Here is a 15,639-nt window from a genome sequence, read left to right as displayed (position 1 = left end):
GTCCTGTGAAGGCACGCGCGGCCGGTCTCCTCCTCGGGTACGCCGCCGACCGCCTGCTCGGCGACCCGCGGCGGTTCCACCCGGTGGCCGGCTTCGGCACGCTCGCGGCCCGCGCCGAGCAGACCTGGTACGCCGACCGCCGGACCCGCGGCATCGCGCACACTCTCGTCCTGGTCGGCGGCGCGACCGTCACCGGCCTGGCCGCGGAGGCCGCCATCCGGCACCGCCCGGTCGCCCGCACCCTGGTCACCGCGACCGCCACCTGGGCCGTCCTCGGCGGCCGGTCGCTGGAGCGGGAGGCCGACGCGGTCGCGGACCTGCTGGCGCACGACCTGCCCGCCGCGCGCCGCCGGCTCATCCACCTGGTCGGCCGCGACACCACCCGTCTCGACCCGGACGAGGTCGCCCGTGCGGTGGTGGAGTCGGTCGCCGAGAACACCTCCGACGCCGTCGTCGCGCCGCTGCTGCTCGGTGCCCTCGCCGGCGCCCCGGGGCTGCTCGGCTACCGGGCGGCCAACACCCTCGACGCGATGGTGGGGCACCGGTCGGCGCGCTACCTGCGGTTCGGCTGGGCGAGCGCCCGGCTCGACGACGTGCTCAACCTGCCGGGCGCTCGGCTCGCGGCCGCGCTCGCGGTACTCCTCGGCGACCGGCCCGGTGACGCCGCCCGGGCCTGGCGCCGCGACGCCGCCCAGCACCCCAGCCCGAACGCGGGTCCGGTGGAGGCCGCGTTCGCCGGGGCCCTCGGGGTCCGGCTGGGCGGCGCCAACGTCTACGGCAGCACCGTCGAGGACCGCGGCTTCCTCGGCGACGGCCGTCCGGTCACCCCAGCGGACATCCCGCGCGCCACCCGGCTCGCACGCCGGGTGGGGACCGGCGCGGCAGTGGTGGCGACGGCGGTCAGCCTTGCCGGCGCACCCAGGCGGCGGCGTCGGCGGGAGTGCTGACCAGCTCGACGCCGTGCGGTCCGGCCGGGCGGCGCACCACGACGACCGGGATCCCGAGCCGGTCCGCGGCGTCGAGCTTGGGCCGGGTCCAGGTACCGCCGGAGTCCTTGGTCACCAGCACGTCGGCCCGGTGCGCGGTGATCCGCCGCTCCTCGCCGGCGAGGTCGTAGGGCCCGCGGTCCTCGAGCACGGTCCACGTCGCCGGGACCTCGATCTCCGGCGGGTCGACGACCCGGACCAGGGCGGCTCGCTCGGCCAGCGGGGCGGCGTACGCGGCGAGGCCCTGGCGGCCGACGGTGAGGAACGGACGTTTCCCGAGCTCGGCGGTGAGCGCGGCGGCGGCCGCGTTGTCGTCGACCCAGTGCCAGCGGGCGGCACCGGGTTCGCCGGACCAGCCGGGTCGTTCCAGCCGGAGGAGCGGGGTCGCGGTCGCGGTGCAGGCGGCGTACGCGTTGCCGGAGATGACGGCGGCGAACGGGTGCGTCGCGTCCACCACCGCGGTGACGCCGGCGCCGCGCAGGTGCTCGGCCAGCCCCTCGACGCCGCCGAAACCGCCGACGCGGACCTCGCCGACGGGCAGCCGCGGCCGGGCGACGCGTCCGGCGAGCGAGGAGACGACCGGGACACCGTCCTCCACCAGCAGGGCAGCGAGCGCGCGGGCCTCGGCGGTGCCGCCGAGGACGAGGACGGTCACCGGGCCGACCCGGGCGGCAGCAGCGGCAGACCCGCGGGCGCGCCGGAAGCCGCGAGGTCGAGGAGCGCGTCCACGTCGAGGTGCTCCTCGACGAGGTCGCCGAGCAGGTCCAGCCGGGCCTCGCGGCGGGCGGCGAACACGACCCCCGACGAGGTCCGCTCCTTGCCGACCGCGTGGGCGACCTCGCCCAGGAACGCCTGCCGGAAGCCGTCGCTCTCCAGGCTGCCGTGCCACATCGTCGCGAAGACGGCCGTGCCGGCGCGGACACCGCCGGGGAAGGCGGTCCCGCCGTCCGGGGTGAACCGGCCGTGGTGGATCTCGTAGCCGGAGACGTCGGCGCCGAGGCCGTGCCCGGTGGGCAGGCGCAGCACCTTGTCGCCCCCGAACCGGGTCTGCGCCGGGACCAGCGCCAGGCCGGCGGCGAGGCGGCCGGCCGGGCCTTCGACACCGTCCGGGTCCTCGATCAGCTCGCCCAGCATCTGCGCACCGCCGCAGATCCCGAGCACGGCCTTCCCCGCGCGGGCGTGCGCGACGACCGCCCGGTCGAGGCCGCGGGCGCGGAGCCAGGCGAGGTCGTCGAGGGTCGCCCGGGTGCCGGGCAGCACCACCAGGTCGGCTCCGTCGAGGTCGCCGGGAGAGGCGGCGAAGGTGACGTCGACGTCCGGCTCCAGGCCGAGCGCGTCCACGTCGGTGAAGTTGCTGATCCGCGGCAGCCGCACCACCGCGACGCGGAGCACCTCTCCGGGGACGTCACCCGCGGCGGCAACCGCCCGCCGGCCGGCCAGGTCGAGGGCGTCCTCGGAGTCGAGCCAGAGGTCGGGGTGCCACGGCAGCACCCCGTACGTCGGCCGCCCGGTCAACCGGGTGAGCTCGTCGATCCCCGGCCGGAGCAGACCGAGGTCGCCGCGGAACTTGTTCGCCACGAAGCCCGCGACCAGCACCTGGTCGGCGGCCTCCAGCAGCGCGACGGTCCCGTGCAGCGCGGCGAAGAGTCCGCCGCGGTCGATGTCGCCGACCACCACGACCGGCAGCCCGGCGTGCCGGGCCAGCCCCATGTTCACGTAGTCGCCGGCGCGCAGGTTGATCTCGGTCGGGCTGCCGGCCCCCTCGGCGATCACCAGGTCGTAGCGGCCGGCGAGGTCGTCGTACGCGTCGTGGGCGGCCTTCGCCAGGTGCGCGCGGCCGGACTCCCAGTCCTGCGAGGAGACGGTCCCGCCGGGCCGGCCCATCACGACGACGTGGCTGCGGGTGTCACCGCCCGGCTTGAGCAGGACCGGGTTCATCGCGGCCTCGGGCTCGGCCTTCGCGGCCCGGGCCTGGACCCACTGCGCTCGGCCGATCTCCGCCCACGAGTCCGGGCCGGCGGCGCAGACCATCGAGTTGTTCGACATGTTCTGCGCCTTGTACGGCGCCACCCTGATCCCGCGGCGGACGGCGGCTCGGCACAGCCCGGTGGTGACCACGGACTTGCCGGCGTCCGAGGTGGTGCCGGCGACGAGCAGCCCGCTCACGTCTGCGGCTCCGGCTCGGGCTCCTCCGGCGGGTTGAGGGTGTCGCGGCACCAGCGCACCCAGACGAACAGCGCGAAGGCGGCGAAGACCCACCACTCGATGGCGTAAAGCAGGTTCCGCAGCGCGGTGAACCCCGAGACGGGAGGAACGGCGTCGGGGGTGACGGGCTTGAGCGCCAGGTCCGGCGGCGCGGCGTCGCCCTCCACGACCGTCTCTCCCGAGTAGGCCTTGGCCACGACGTAGCCGCTGTACAGGTCGGAATCGACCTTCTCGACGAGGCTGGCGATCCGCATCGTCGGGATCACCTCGTCGGTCGGGTCTTCATCGAACGGCCCGCTGCCCTCAGTCGCCTGCAACCAGCCGGTGACCTTCGCCTGCCCGGTCGGGGCCGGCACGTCTGGCTTCGGCGACCAACCTCGTACCACCAGCATCGCTGAGTCGCCACCGTCAACCAGGACCGGCGTGACGACCCAGTAGCCGCGCTTGCCTTCGACGTACCGGTCGGCGACGTAGGCGTTGCCGCCGATCCAGGTGCCCTTGAACGTGACAGGCCGCCCGAGGTCCCGGCCGGGGAACGGGCTGTCGCCGGTCATCACCGTCGCCAGCGCGACGGCCGGGTTCTTCGAGACGTCGCGGGCGGCGTCGTCGCGCCGGGTCTGCCAGGCGTCGAACTGCCAGAGACCGAGCCCGGTGGCGAGCGCGACGCACACCAGCATCGCGAGGTGCCCCGGCCAGTACCGCGGCCGGAGCAGCGTCATCACTCGACCAGCGTACGGGTGGGCTGTCACGATGCTTCCGTGACCTCCCAGATCCGGCACCTCAACTGCGTGACCATGTCCCCGCGCGCCCCCGGCGGCCTGACCCCGGCCCGGATGGTCGCGCACTGCCTGCTGGTCGAGGGGCCGAACGGCCTCACCCTGGTGGACACCGGCTTCGGCACCGAGGACCTCGCGCAGAAGCGGATGGGCAAGCCGTTCATCGCGCTCATGGGCGCGGCGCTCGACCCGGCCGAGACCGCGGTGGCCCAGGTGCGCGCGGCGGGGTACGCCGTCGAGGACGTCACCGACATCGTCGTCACGCACCTCGACCTGGACCACGCCGGCGGCCTCGGCGACTTCCCGACCGCCCGGGTGCACGTCTTCGCCGACGAGCTCGCCGCCGCGAAGGCCCGGAAGTCGGTCAAGGAGAAGAACCGCTACATCGAGGCGCAGTGGGCGCACGGCCCGAACTGGGTCGAGCACACCGTCGCCGGGGAGACCTGGAAGGGCTTCGACGCCGTCACCGCGGTCAGCGACGACGTCCTGCTGGTGCCGCTGCGCGGGCACACCCGCGGCCACTGCGGCGTCGCGGTGAAGCGGCCGTCGGGCGGCTGGTTCCTGCACGCCGGGGACGCGTACTTCTCCCACGGCGAGAAGGAGACCCCGCCGACCTGCCCCGGCGGGCTGGCGATGTTCCAGACGTTCGTGCAGATGGACAAGAAGGCCCGGTACGCCAACCAGGACCGGCTGCGTTCCTTCCACGCCGAGCACGGCCCGGAGGCCGGGACGACCGACCCGGTGACGGTCTTCTGCGCGCACGACGCCGTCGAGTTCGACGCGCTCGCGGACGTCACCGACTAGGCGGAGCGGCCTGCGCCGGGCTCGGACCCGGGGGCGGCAGGTGTAGGCATTCTGCGGATGTGCCGGCGACGTCTTAGCCGGAGTGTTCCGGGTGTCAGCACCACCAGCCGCATCCCGGAGGACACCATGAACATGCTCGCCCCGTCGCTCGCCGTCGACGTCAGCACCCGGATCCGCCTCGACCGCCAGGCCGCCACCGAGCAGCGCGCGCTGGCCCGCCGCCTGCGCCGGGAGGTACGCGCCGCCCGCCGCTCCACCCGCACCCCGGAGCCGTCCCCCGAGCCGGCCCCCGAGCCGGCCCCCGCCACGCTCACCGGCCCGCGGCTCGCCCTCGGCCACTGACGACGGTGACGCGCCCGTCATCGGCTGCGCAGGTCCGGCCGACCTGCGACGATCGGTCCATGCCGCGCAGCCGCAGCAGCGTCATGGTCGGCCGGGACCGTGAGCTCAGCACCCTGCTCGCACGAGCCCGCACCGCTGCCGACGGCGAGGTCCTGCTGGCGCTCGTCACCGGCGAGGCCGGCATCGGCAAGAGCCGGCTGGTCGCCGAGCTCCTCGGCCGGGTCCGGGAGGAGCATCCCGACGCGCTGGTCCTCACCGGCCACGGCGTCGACATGTCCACCGGCGAGATCCCCTACGGCGTCGTGGCCGACACGCTGCGCGACCTCCGCCGCCAGCCGGGCGCACCCGGGCTGACCGAGGAGGAAGGAGCCGCGCTCGCCCCGCTGCTCCCGGGCCGGCTCGGCGACGTCGAGGCGAGCGGCCCGGTGCTCATGGGCACCTCCCTCGGACTTCTGGAGCGGCTCGCCAGCGACCGCCTGGTCTGCTGGGTCGTCGAGGACCTGCACTGGGCCGACGCGGCCACCCGCGACCTGGTGAACCTGCTCGCCCGCACCGGGCACGGCTCGATCCTCGTCGTCGCCAGCGTCCGCACCGACGATCCCGACGCGGATCCGGCACGGCAGGCGGCGACCACCGGCTACCTCACCGAGCTCGGCCGGCTCCCCGCGACCGAGGTCGTCGGGCTGGACCGTCTCGGCGTCGCCGACGTGCACCGCCAGCTGACCGGACTGCTCGACGACACCCTGGGCACCGAGGTGGTGCAGCGGATCGCCGACCTGAGCGACGGGCTGCCCTTCGCGGTCGAGGAGCTCGCCGCCGGTCACGGCCGCCCGGAGCTGACCTCGGTCGCCGCCGTGGGCACCGCCCGGATCGCCTCGCTGTCGGCCGGCGCGCGGCGCGTGGTCGAAGCCGTCGCGATCGGGGACGGCCACCTGCGGGTCCGGCTGCTCGAGGACGTGCTCGAGCAGACGGCCGACAAGGTCGACACCGGGATCCGCGAGGCGGCCGACGCCGGGATCCTCGTCGACGTCGCCGGCGACGAGCTCGGCTTCCGGCACGCGCTGCTGCGGGCGGCCGTGGACCGGACCATCCCGCCGGGCGCGCGGCGTACCTGGCACCGGCGGTGGGCCGAGGCGCTCGAGGCGCACCCCGACGCGCTGCCCGCCGACCCGGCGACGCTCGCGGTCGCGCACCACTGGCACCACGCCGGCGACCCCGGCCGCGCCATCGTCGCGGCGTGCGCGGCCACCGCCGCGGCCCGTCGTACCGGGGCCGGCGGCGACGAGTTCGCGCTCTGGCGCCGGATCCTGGACCTCTGGGACGAGGCGGGCGCCGACGCCGAGGCCGTCGGGGTCACCAAGCGGAAGGCACTCGTCGAGGCAGCCCGGCTGAGCTCGCTCATCGACGACGGGTTCGCCTTCATGGACCGCCAGCTCCAGCTCGTCGACGACCCGTCGGCCGCCGCCGCCATCGACGCCCGGCGGCTCGCCTTCAGCCGGGCCAAGGGTGGGCTCTCCGCGATCGACCGGTCCCGCGACGACCTCGCCGAGCTCGAGGCCGCGCTGCGCGGCGGGCCGCACGACGAGCTCTTCGCCGACGGCCTGCTCGGGCTCGCCTCGCTGCTGCCGTTCGACGACGAGCACGGGGACGCGGTGCTCGAGGAAGCGCGGGCGGCAGCGGTTGCCGAGGGTTGGCTCCGCACCGAGCTGCTCACCTGGACGGTCGGGTCCTGGCGGGCGCAGATCCGCGGCGAGGTGGAGCTCGGCGCCGACCAGCTGACCGAGGTGCTCGGCCGGCCCGGTCTGGTGGTGAGCTTCGACGCCTGGGGCCTCGAGGGCAACCTGATGTGGTGCCTGATCTGCAGCGGCCGGCACGACGAGGTCGAGGCGGTCGCCCAGCGCGCGATGCGGCGGGTCCCGGACCCGCGACCGATCGGCGCGTTCTGGGAGCACATCGTGGAGAACGTGACCTTCAGCTGGTTGCAGACCGGCCAGTGGGACCGCGCCCTGGACCTGATCCGCACCAGCCGGCCCTTCTGGGGGGACAGCCTGAAGACGGCCGACCTGCGCGAGACGTCGATCCTGCAGCGGCGCAACGGCCGGAGCGAGGCGGCGGCGTGGCGGGAGAGCCTCGACCACCCGGACGTCCCCAACGGGGCTCACCGGCTGGGCCGGGTCGAGGTGGTGGCGCACGACCTCGGCACCGCCGGTGACCTGCCGGCGATGCGCGCGGTGCTGGCCGAGGCCTGGGACCAGCCCGACCTCGGCATGGTCACCGACGTGCTCTGGCCGATGCTGCGGGACGCGGCCCGGTTCGAGGCCGACGGCACCGCCGGCCGGGCCGGCAGGGACGACCCGGCGGCCCGGGACCACGTCGCGGTGCTGGAGGACGTGGCCGCGAAGGTGCACCGCTTCGGCGGCCTCGGTGACGCGTGGGACGCAGAGCTCCAGGCCCAGGTCGCCAGGTTCCGGGGCGAGGAGTGGGTGCCGCTGATGGAGCGCGCGGTCCTCGCCTGGGAGCGGATCGGCCACCGGTACGACGCCGCGCTCTGCCACGTGCTCCTCGCCGAAGGGCTGGCCCGCAGCGACCGCGACGCCGCCCGGGCGCACCTCGACACCGGCCTGGCCGTCGCCACCGACCTGGGCGCGGGCCCGCTGGTGGCCCGGGCCACCCGGCTGCGCGGCCGCTTCGGCGGCGGCCGGACGGGCGCGACGGCGACCACCGGACTGACTGCCCGCGAGGACGAGGTGCTGCGGCTGCTCGCCGAGGGCCGCACCAACGCGCAGATCGCCACCGAGCTCTTCATGTCGCCGAAGACCGCGAGCGTCCACGTCTCCCGGATCATCACGAAGCTCGGTGCCGCCAACCGCACCGAGGCGGCGGCGGTCGCCCGCCGCGAGGGCGTGATCTAGCCGGAGCCGCGCCGCGCCGTCGTCCACAGCTGTGCACAACCCTGTGGACTAAGTCCGACTAAGTCGTATCCTGGTCCGATGACGGCGATGGTCAACGTGCACGAGGCGAAGACGCACCTCTCCAAGCTGCTCGAGCGGGTCGAGCAGGGCGAGACGATCGTGATCGCGCGCGCCGGGAAGCCGGTGGCGGAGCTGACCGCGGTGAAGCCGAAGGCGGACTTCGTCTTCGGCGCGCTGAAGGGCCTGATCTGGTCCGACGATCCCGATATCTTCACGGAGACGGACACCGAGATCGCCGAGATGTTCGACGACGAGGACCTCCTGCTGTGATCCTCCTCGACACCAACGCCGTCTACTGGGGCTTGATGGGCAGCGATCGCCTGGGACGCTCCGCGCGCAGACGGCTCGAGTCGGCGACGGCTCGGTTCGTCTCGTCGATCACCCACGTCGAGTTCATCGTCAAGCAGATGAAGGGCAGGCTCCACCTCCCCGACGACCTGCCGGCGCACCTGGTGGCGGCCGGGCTCGACCCGCTGCCGTACACCGAGCTCCACGCCGCCGGCCTCAGCCAATTCCCGACGCTGGTCGGGCACGACCCGTTCGATCGCATGCTGCTCGCGCAGGCCCGGGTCGAGGGGCTGGACTTCCTGACGGCTGACCGACGCCTTCTCGCCCTCGACCAGCCTTGGCTCATCGACGCCACTGCCTAGGAGCGACCGTGACCGACCTCCCCGACCAGCCCCCTTCCTGGGCCGCCGACCTCGACCTCCGCCCGCACCCCGAGGGCGGCTGGTACGCCGAGACCTACCGGCACGGCGCGACCACCGGGGCCGGGGCCGGCACCCGTTCGCTCGGGACGGCGATCTACTTCCTGCTGCAGCCGGGGGAGTCCTCGGCGTGGCACCGGGTGACCTCCGACGAGCTCTGGTTCCACCACCGCGGCGGCCCGCTGCGGCTCTTCCTCGGCGGCGACGGCGACGAGCCGGGTCCCGCATCAGGCACCGTCACCGAGCACCTCCTCGGCCCCGACGTCGCGGCCGGACAGCGCCCGCAGCTGCTGGTCCCGGCCGGGGAATGGCAAGCCGCCCGTCCGGTCGACGAGGCGGTGCTGGTCTCCTGCGTGGTCGTGCCCGGCTTCGACTTCGCCGACTTCACCCTCGGCGGAGCAGCTCCCGATTGATCACCGGCCTGATCAGCCGCGGATCCCCTTGTAGATCGAGCGCCGGACCACCCACGGCTGCAGCCGCGACCACGGGCGCAGCGTGAACGAGCGCCCGTTCGGGGCGAAGACCTCGAGCCGGTCCGACTGCGCACCGACGACCGACCCCCAGCGGCGCTTCGCCGGCTTGAACTCCTTGAGCCGTCCGCCCTGCGCCGCGGCGAGCACGTTGTGGGCGAGCAGGTGGTCGGCCCTGCTGCGAGCGGAGTTCCGCAGCGGGTCGCTGGCGGCGACGTCGCCGATCGCGAAGATCTCCGGGTGGCCGGGAACCTGCAGGTGCTGGTCGACCCGGACGAACCCGTCCTCGTCGAGCAGCTCGGCCGGAAGCCACTGCGTGTTCGGCCGCACCCGGCCGATGGTCCAGAGCACCGCGTCGGCCTTCACCTCGTCCTGGCCGGTGCTGAACGCGACGACGCCGTCGGTGATCTCGTCGCCGTCGAACCCGTCCGGGACCACCGCACGGTGCCCCGGGTGCAGGCCGACTCCGCGGTCGCGCAGCCGGCCCTCGAGCACCTCCCAGACCCGGCGGTGGTGGTGCGGCAGGGCACGGTCGCCCGGGAAGTACAGGTCGACCTGCTTCTCCGGCCAGGCCGACGCGACGTTGAGCGCGGTGCTCACCGCGGCCGCGCCGCCGCCGAGCACGATCACCGACCCGGCCGTGGCGAGCCGGTCGTGGGCCCGCGCCAGCGCGTCGTCGATCTCGCCGGCGCTCTCCACCTCGGGCCGGCGCCAGAACCCGTTGCGCACGCCGGTCGAGATCACCAGGACGTCGTACGGCTCGAGCAGCTCGACGCCGTCGGCGGCCCGCACCCGGACCGTCCTGGTCCCCAGCTCGAGACCGGTGAGGGTGCCGTGCACGGTCCGGACCCGGTCGAGCTTGCGGAACCGGTCGAAGGTGATCCAGTAGTCGCGGACCCACTCGGCCGGACGGGTCAGCCGTAGCCCGAGCTCCTGCCCGCTGAGCAGCCCCGGCTTCGCCGAGATCCCCACGACTTCGGCGCGCCCGGCGAGGTGGATCGCGGTGAGCAGCCCGGTGTCGCCGAGACCGGCGACGACGACGCGCTTCACGCGCCGGCCCGGACGCGGCGTGGCGGGCGCGGGAACAGCATCGGGACCCGGGCGACGACGTCGGCGTACTCGGGGCGGCGCTCCAGGCTGCGCTGCTCCATCATCGGGATGCTGGCGCCCAGGAACATCGCGAGCATGGCGGCGGTGCCGACGAAGATCCACCACCAGTCGTCGGGGGAGGCGCTGAGGCCGAAGAGGGCCAGCGAGACCCAGAAGGTGAGCTCGCCGAGGTAGTTCGGGTGCCGCGACCAGCCCCACAGACCGCGGTCCATCGCCTGGCCGGGCTGCTTGGTGGCCGCGAACCGGTACATCTGGACGTCGGCCGCCCACTCCAGCACGACCGCGCCGACGCCGACCGCGAACGCGACCAGGTCGAGCCAGCCGAGGTCACGGGTCAGCCCGGTGACGGCGACGTAGAGCGGGAGCATGCCGAGGAAGACCTGCAGGGTCGGCACCACGTGGATGCCCATCAGGTCGACCAGCGCCTCGGCCTTGCCGGCGCGCTCGCGCAGCAGCGGGTAGCGCCAGTCCTCGTGGTGCAGGCCCGGGAAGGCGTAGACCCAGTTGGCGGTGAGCCGGACCGCCCAGAACCAGACCACCACCAGCACGAGCCAGATCCGGGCCTGGTCGGCGTCGGGTCCCGCCTCGGTCCACCAGTACACGGCGAACAGCGGCGGGACCACGCTCCAGTAGGCGTCGTAGAAGCTGGAGTTCCGGTAGGCCCGGCTGAAACCGAAGATCACCAGCGTCGCGAGCAGGTCGGCGATCAGCGAGTCCAGCCAGAGGTGCGCCGTGTCGGGGCCGGCGTACAGCCAGGCGGCGGCGACGCCGATCGCGGCGACGTACGCGATCGCGACGCGCAGCAGCGACGCGCCCTTGCTCAGCCGCTGGGTGGTCTCGCCGGTGCTCATGGGTCGACGGTACCTAGAACTTGTTCTACCTAGCCAGGGATCGGCGGACAATGAAGGCGTCTCTGGAAACGGCCCGACGTGTGCCCGGACGTGCCGGAGCGACGAGGGAGGGCCCGTGGGGAGCCCTCCCTCGCCGCTGGTCACTGCCGGCTCACGCGCAGATCAGCGCCGCTTCTTCTTCACCAGCGTCACCGTTCCCTTCGTGATGAGGGTGCCGCCGACGTCCGGCTGGAACGTCACCGCGTAGGAGGAGACGAGCTTGCCCCGGCGGGCCAGCACCTTCCCGTACGGCGCCTTCGCCCGGAGCAGCACCGTCACCGTGGCCGCCCCGCCGGTGCTCCGGACGACCCGGGCCACCTTGCCGCCGGTGAGGGTCACCCGCCCGGGCGTGTTCACCGCGAGGGTCAGCGTCGCCGTCCCCGCCTGGGTGTTCCGGACCAGCGAGAGCACCTTCAGCGTCGGCGTCACCGGCACCTTCGCGACCGCGACCGCCAGGCTCCCGGCCGTGGTCGTGTTCCCGGCCGAGTCGGTGACCACCGCGGAGAACGTGACGTCCTTCCCGGCGTACGCCGCACCCGGCGTCCAGCTGAACCGGTACGGCGCCCCGTCCGCCGTGGCCACCTTCTCCCCGTCGACGTACAGCGCGGCCGACCGCACCGCGAAGTCGTCGTGGCCGAGCACCAGCGGGAACACCGTCTGGCCGACCTTGACGGTGGTGCCCTGACCTGGATCGACCAGCGCCGCCGTCGGGTCGTCGTCGCCGACCGACCCCTGCTTGGTCGGCACCGCGCTCGGCGGCGTGGAGAGCCGTCCGTTCGTGGTGACCGTCGCCGCCGGCGTCGTGTCCGGACCGGAGATCGCCTCCAGGCCGTTGCTCGGGTCGGCCGGGCCGCCGGCGACCGGGTTGCCCTGGCCGAGGAAGCTGCCGGTCAGCGCGAACGGCGCCCCCTGACGCACGGCCGTCCCGTCCGCGTTCGCGTTGTACGCCGCGAACCCGTTGCCGGTGACGATGTCGCCGGAGGCCGTGAGCGCCCCCGCCGTCTCGGTGCCGGCGTCGGTCAGCAGGATGCCGAAGGACTTCGACGGGTCGGGCTTGAAGAAGTTGCCGGTGATCCGGCTGTTCCTCACGAACCCGTCCGCGCCGCTGGTGAACTTCACGCCGGTCTGCGGGACCACGCTGTTCGGCTTGCCGCGGACGACGGTCCCGGTGACGTAGCCGTGGTTCTTGATCCCGGTACGGACCGTGTTGTCGGCCGCGCCGTCGGCACCGCGGGCGCCGTCGAACAGGATGCCGCCGGACTGGTAGCCGGTGACCAGGCTCTTCGCCACGGTGACCTCGTTGTCGACCGTGCCCTTGCCGGCGCCGAGGACCACCCCGGTCTTCACGATGCCCCAGCCGTGCGGGTTGTCCGCGAGCTCCGCGGGCGTCGTGGCCGACCGCATCGGCCCGACGACGCTCTCGGAGACCCGGCCGGAGGCGCCGAAGAAGGCGATCCCGGCCTCGGCCCAGACGTCGCCCGAGGTGACCGTCACTCCGGAGATGTCGACGAACATCTCGTTGGTGTCGGTCGACCCGAGCGACTGCCGCGAGACGGTGACGACGTTGCCGCCGCCGTCACGCAGGTAGGGCTTCAGCCCGGCCAGCGACCCGAGGGACTGCTTCGGCTCGATGGTGACCTTGTCCGCGCCCGCGCCCTTGATCTTCAGGGGCTTGGTGATCGTCAGGCCGTTCATCGCGTCGGTCGCGACCGGGTTGCCCGGGCCGAAGACCGGCGTCGAGGACTCCTGGTAGACGCCGTCGCAGACGACGACCGTGTCCCACGGAGCCGCTTGGTCGACCGCGTCCTGGATGGAGGTGAACGAGGCCGTCGGGCACTGCGCCTTGTCGTCGTCGACCACCCAGGTGGTGGCCGCCTTCGGGTTCGCGACCTGGTCGATCAGCTTCATGTTGCCGGCGGTGACGTCGTACCCGTTCAGGTAGTCGGCCGGGTCGGGCCCGGTCGCCGGCGGGCCGTGACCGGCACCGTCCGCCTCGTCGCCGTCGGAGAGGACCAGCGCGCCGGCGGCGGCCTTCTCCTGGAACCGGACGTCGGCCACCTGGATCGAGCCGGACTGCGGCGTCCCGGCCTCACCGAACTTGAACGACAGCCTGTCCAGCGAGCTGATGTCCACGCCCTGGCCGGCGAACTCGCTGAGCGGGACCCGGATCTGGTCCAGCACGATGTGCGTGTTCGGGGTGTTGGTGCCGGTGGAGGCGTGCAGCGCGTTGCCCCACCGCTCGTCACCGGCGTGGACGGTGCCGGTGTGGCCGGCCGTGTCGGTGAGCTCGATCAGAAAGTCCTGGGTCGAGGACTCCGGGTCGTAGGACTGCGGCAGCTCGTTCGGCCACACCGGGTCCGCGGTGGTGCCGGTCTTGGTGCTGTCGCCACGGTTGTCGGCACCGGGGTTCCGGAGGTCGAAGAAGTTGACGTCCGCACCGAGGGCGAGCGCCTTCAGCCCGCTCATGTCCCGCGAGGCCGCCGGGATGTCCGCCGTCAGCTCGGCCTTCTGGCCCGACTCCCAGGCGAGCGCCAGCTGGCGACCGTAGGAGTGGTTCACGGGCGCGTTCTCCCGGGTTCCGTTCTGCCCGCCCAGGGCGGCCTTGCCCGGCAGCGGGCAGGCCTTGGCCGCGGTCGGCTGGGTGCCCTTGCCGAGCTGGGCCGGGGCGAAGTCGTCCGGCTCCGGGTTGCACCAGTCGTAGCCGCCAGGCGTCTTCGCCGGCAGCGCGACCGCACCGTTGTCCAGGTACGGGTAGGCGAAACCGCTGCCGCTGAGCTCACCACCGAGGGCGTCGAGGCCGAGCGGGTTCTCGGTCTCGGGTCGGATGATGTCGACGCGCTCGCCGGGGGCGGCGAAGTAGCTCGTGGAGACCCGCTCCTTGCAGGCGATCCGGGCGCCGGACGTGCTCGTCGGGCAGGCCGACTGCGGGATCTGCAGGTGCGAGGCGGTGTCGGAGAGCTCACCGGTCATGTACGGCTCGAACGCTCCCTCGCCGCCGACGTACCGGCGGAAGAAGGCGGCCATCGTGGCCAGGCCGATCCTCTCCTGGTCGCCCATCCGCGCCGCGTCGCCGGAGATCTTCGTGTTCACGGCCGGGTCGTAGGTCGCGGAGTTGTCGATCTTGTAGTTCTGCGCGTCGTCGGTGTAGCTGCCGGCGCCGGAGAGCCGCAGGTTGTGCGGGTGCACGTTGTTCGTCGCGAACGGCGCCGAGTTGCCGCAGGCGGCGTCGTTGTTGGCCTGGCCGTCCGCGCCGCCGTCGGCGTACCAGACGGTGTTGTACCAGTTGTGGATCGCACCGAGCTGGGACGACTGGATCCGCGGGAACGGGTCGTCGCCGTTGACGTACTGGCTGCGCTCGAAGAACCGCGCGCCCTGCAGGTTGGAGACGTCGCCGTCGCAGAACGGCAGGATCGTCATGTACGGCATCCCGTACGGCGCCTTCCGCTCGTAGTCGACCGGCGCGAGCGAGATGACACCGCGGAGCGGGTAGCGCGGTCCGTCGGTGCGCTCGCGGTTGTAGTCGATGAAGCTGGTGACCGCGTCACCGCCACGGGAGTGGCCCATCAGGCCGATCCTGGTCAGGTCGAGCCTGCCGACCAGCGTGGTGCCGATCGTGGTGTGCTCGTCGACCGGCAGCCCGCCCGGCTTGTTCGCCGCGATGAGCGCGTCCAGGGCCGCGGCGATCAGCTTGCGGCGCTGGTGCATGCCCTTCCCCTTGTTGTTGTCCTGCCGCATCATCAGCTGGTCCTGGGACAGCGAGAAGGTCGTGTAGCCCCAGGTGGCGAGGTTCTCGGCGAGGTAGGCGTAGCCGGCCTCGTTGCGCTTGTACTGGGTGCAGGTCGCCGTGGTGCTGTCCTGGCCGGCGTCGCAGGAGCCGTGGTTGCCGTGCACGAGCACCAGCAGCGGCGACGGCTCTGCGCGGTCGGCCGGGTAGTACAGCTGGCCGCGGATCTCCAGGTTCTCGGCCGCCTGGGCGGTGCCCGCGGTCGGCGCGGAGCCGGACGAGTTCGGCTCCTGGAGCGCGGCCGTGCCGAGCTTGGCCTCCTGGACCACGGCGGGGGTGTAGCTGCCGCGCGCGGTCGGGTCCGGCAGGGCCGGAGCCGGGTCGGCGGCCGGGGAGACGGCCTCGGCGGGTGCGGCGAGCGGCACCAGCAGCGCCGCCAGCAGCGAGAGCAGCGCCAGCAGGCTGGCGCGCAGGACATGGGTCGTTTTCACGGACGTTCCTCACTCTGCGCCGGTCGGGGGCGGCGCAGGCGGCCAGATTAGGAACGGTTGATTACTGAATCATTGCGCGTCCGTTGCGTCCGGGGACGTCGCCCACCACGGCGTCTCGCGTTCCCCGTGCGGCGCTGTTGCTAGGACATTTCGGACTGAAGA

At 73.6% G+C, this 15,639-nt stretch carries 13 protein-coding genes; 7 read left to right on the top strand and 6 right to left on the bottom strand.

Features of this window, described 5'->3' with window-relative positions; genetic code table 11:
• The first annotated feature begins 5 nt into the window (after nt 1-5).
• Nucleotides 6-947, top strand: coding sequence for a cobalamin biosynthesis protein (locus tag AB4Y76_RS00385; RefSeq protein WP_441921322.1), 942 nt, complete (start codon nt 6-8; stop codon nt 945-947).
• On the opposite strand, the gene AB4Y76_RS00380 is transcribed toward AB4Y76_RS00385, so the two are convergent.
• From AB4Y76_RS00380 to AB4Y76_RS00370, 3 genes are read right to left on the bottom strand one after another with little or no spacing between them, the layout of a single operon-like run.
• Nucleotides 901-1,641: a cobalt-precorrin-6A reductase gene (locus AB4Y76_RS00380; protein WP_441921320.1), complete on the bottom strand. Its 741-nt coding sequence runs from the start codon at nt 1,639-1,641 to the stop codon at nt 901-903. The genes AB4Y76_RS00385 and AB4Y76_RS00380 overlap by 47 nt on opposite strands.
• Entirely contained in the window at nt 1,638-3,152 is a 1,515-nt protein-coding gene (locus AB4Y76_RS00375; RefSeq protein ID WP_441921318.1) for a cobyric acid synthase, read from the bottom strand. Before AB4Y76_RS00375 ends, AB4Y76_RS00380 begins: the two co-directional genes overlap by 4 nt.
• Nucleotides 3,149-3,910 (bottom strand): SURF1 family protein, encoded by a 762-nt coding sequence (locus AB4Y76_RS00370; RefSeq protein WP_441921769.1) that lies wholly within the window; start codon nt 3,908-3,910, stop codon nt 3,149-3,151. Before AB4Y76_RS00370 ends, AB4Y76_RS00375 begins: the two co-directional genes overlap by 4 nt.
• A 39-nt stretch (nt 3,911-3,949) precedes the next feature.
• Between AB4Y76_RS00370 and AB4Y76_RS00365 the strand changes: the two genes are divergently transcribed.
• The 6 genes from AB4Y76_RS00365 (at nt 3,950) to AB4Y76_RS00340 (ending at nt 9,205) form a co-directional block, all read left to right on the top strand.
• The gene (locus AB4Y76_RS00365) at nt 3,950-4,771 is read left to right on the top strand and encodes an MBL fold metallo-hydrolase (RefSeq protein WP_441921316.1); all 822 of its coding nucleotides are present in this window, start codon (nt 3,950-3,952) and stop codon (nt 4,769-4,771) included.
• Between the two features lie 126 nt (nt 4,772-4,897).
• Entirely contained in the window at nt 4,898-5,113 is a 216-nt protein-coding gene (locus tag AB4Y76_RS00360) for a hypothetical protein (protein WP_441921314.1), read from the top strand.
• A gap of 59 nt (nt 5,114-5,172) precedes the next feature.
• Entirely contained in the window at nt 5,173-8,025 is a 2,853-nt protein-coding gene (locus tag AB4Y76_RS00355) for a helix-turn-helix transcriptional regulator (protein ID WP_441921312.1), read from the top strand.
• A 78-nt stretch (nt 8,026-8,103) separates the two neighbouring features.
• On the top strand, nt 8,104-8,355 hold the full coding sequence (locus tag AB4Y76_RS00350) for a type II toxin-antitoxin system Phd/YefM family antitoxin (RefSeq protein WP_441921310.1): 252 nt from the start codon (nt 8,104-8,106) through the stop codon (nt 8,353-8,355).
• Complete coding sequence (locus AB4Y76_RS00345; RefSeq protein WP_441921308.1) at nt 8,352-8,735, top strand: type II toxin-antitoxin system VapC family toxin; 384 nt, start codon at nt 8,352-8,354, stop codon at nt 8,733-8,735. The genes AB4Y76_RS00350 and AB4Y76_RS00345 overlap by 4 nt, the downstream gene beginning before the upstream one ends.
• Before the next feature lie 8 nt (nt 8,736-8,743).
• Nucleotides 8,744-9,205: a cupin domain-containing protein gene (locus tag AB4Y76_RS00340; protein WP_441921306.1), complete on the top strand. Its 462-nt coding sequence runs from the start codon at nt 8,744-8,746 to the stop codon at nt 9,203-9,205.
• 12 nt (nt 9,206-9,217) lie between these two features.
• On the opposite strand, the gene AB4Y76_RS00335 is transcribed toward AB4Y76_RS00340, so the two are convergent.
• The 3 genes from AB4Y76_RS00335 to AB4Y76_RS00325 all read right to left on the bottom strand — a co-directional run bounded on the left by AB4Y76_RS00335 (nt 9,218) and on the right by AB4Y76_RS00325 (nt 15,477).
• Complete coding sequence (locus tag AB4Y76_RS00335; protein ID WP_441921305.1) at nt 9,218-10,312, bottom strand: NAD(P)/FAD-dependent oxidoreductase; 1,095 nt, start codon at nt 10,310-10,312, stop codon at nt 9,218-9,220.
• Nucleotides 10,309-11,223, bottom strand: coding sequence for a DUF1295 domain-containing protein (locus tag AB4Y76_RS00330; protein ID WP_441921303.1), 915 nt, complete (start codon nt 11,221-11,223; stop codon nt 10,309-10,311). Before AB4Y76_RS00330 ends, AB4Y76_RS00335 begins: the two co-directional genes overlap by 4 nt.
• Before the next feature lie 162 nt (nt 11,224-11,385).
• Nucleotides 11,386-15,477 carry an Ig-like domain-containing protein gene (locus AB4Y76_RS00325; protein WP_441921302.1) on the bottom strand — a complete coding sequence of 1,364 codons (4,092 nt, stop codon included), beginning with the start codon at nt 15,475-15,477 and terminating at the stop codon, nt 11,386-11,388.
• Nucleotides 15,478-15,639: the final 162 nt, after the last annotated feature.

It is taken from the genome of Marmoricola sp. RAF53 (genome assembly GCF_052114005.1).
Lineage (GTDB): Bacteria > Actinomycetota > Actinomycetes > Propionibacteriales > Nocardioidaceae > Marmoricola.
Note: the sequence above shows the minus strand (reverse complement) of the source record. Positions and strands in the feature narration are given on the sequence as shown.

Bases quoted from the DNA above. Each gene is read 5' to 3' on its own strand.
- AB4Y76_RS00360 (WP_441921314.1), top strand. From the start codon at position 4,898: ATGAACATGCTCGCCCCGTCGCTCGCCGTCGACGTCAGCACCCGGATC.
- AB4Y76_RS00355 (WP_441921312.1), top strand. From the start codon at position 5,173: ATGCCGCGCAGCCGCAGCAGCGTCATGGTCGGCCGGGACCGTGAGCTC.
- AB4Y76_RS00370 (WP_441921769.1), bottom strand. From the start codon at position 3,910: ATGACGCTGCTCCGGCCGCGGTACTGGCCGGGGCACCTCGCGATGCTG.
- AB4Y76_RS00350 (WP_441921310.1), top strand. From the start codon at position 8,104: ATGACGGCGATGGTCAACGTGCACGAGGCGAAGACGCACCTCTCCAAG.
- AB4Y76_RS00330 (WP_441921303.1), bottom strand. From the start codon at position 11,223: ATGAGCACCGGCGAGACCACCCAGCGGCTGAGCAAGGGCGCGTCGCTG.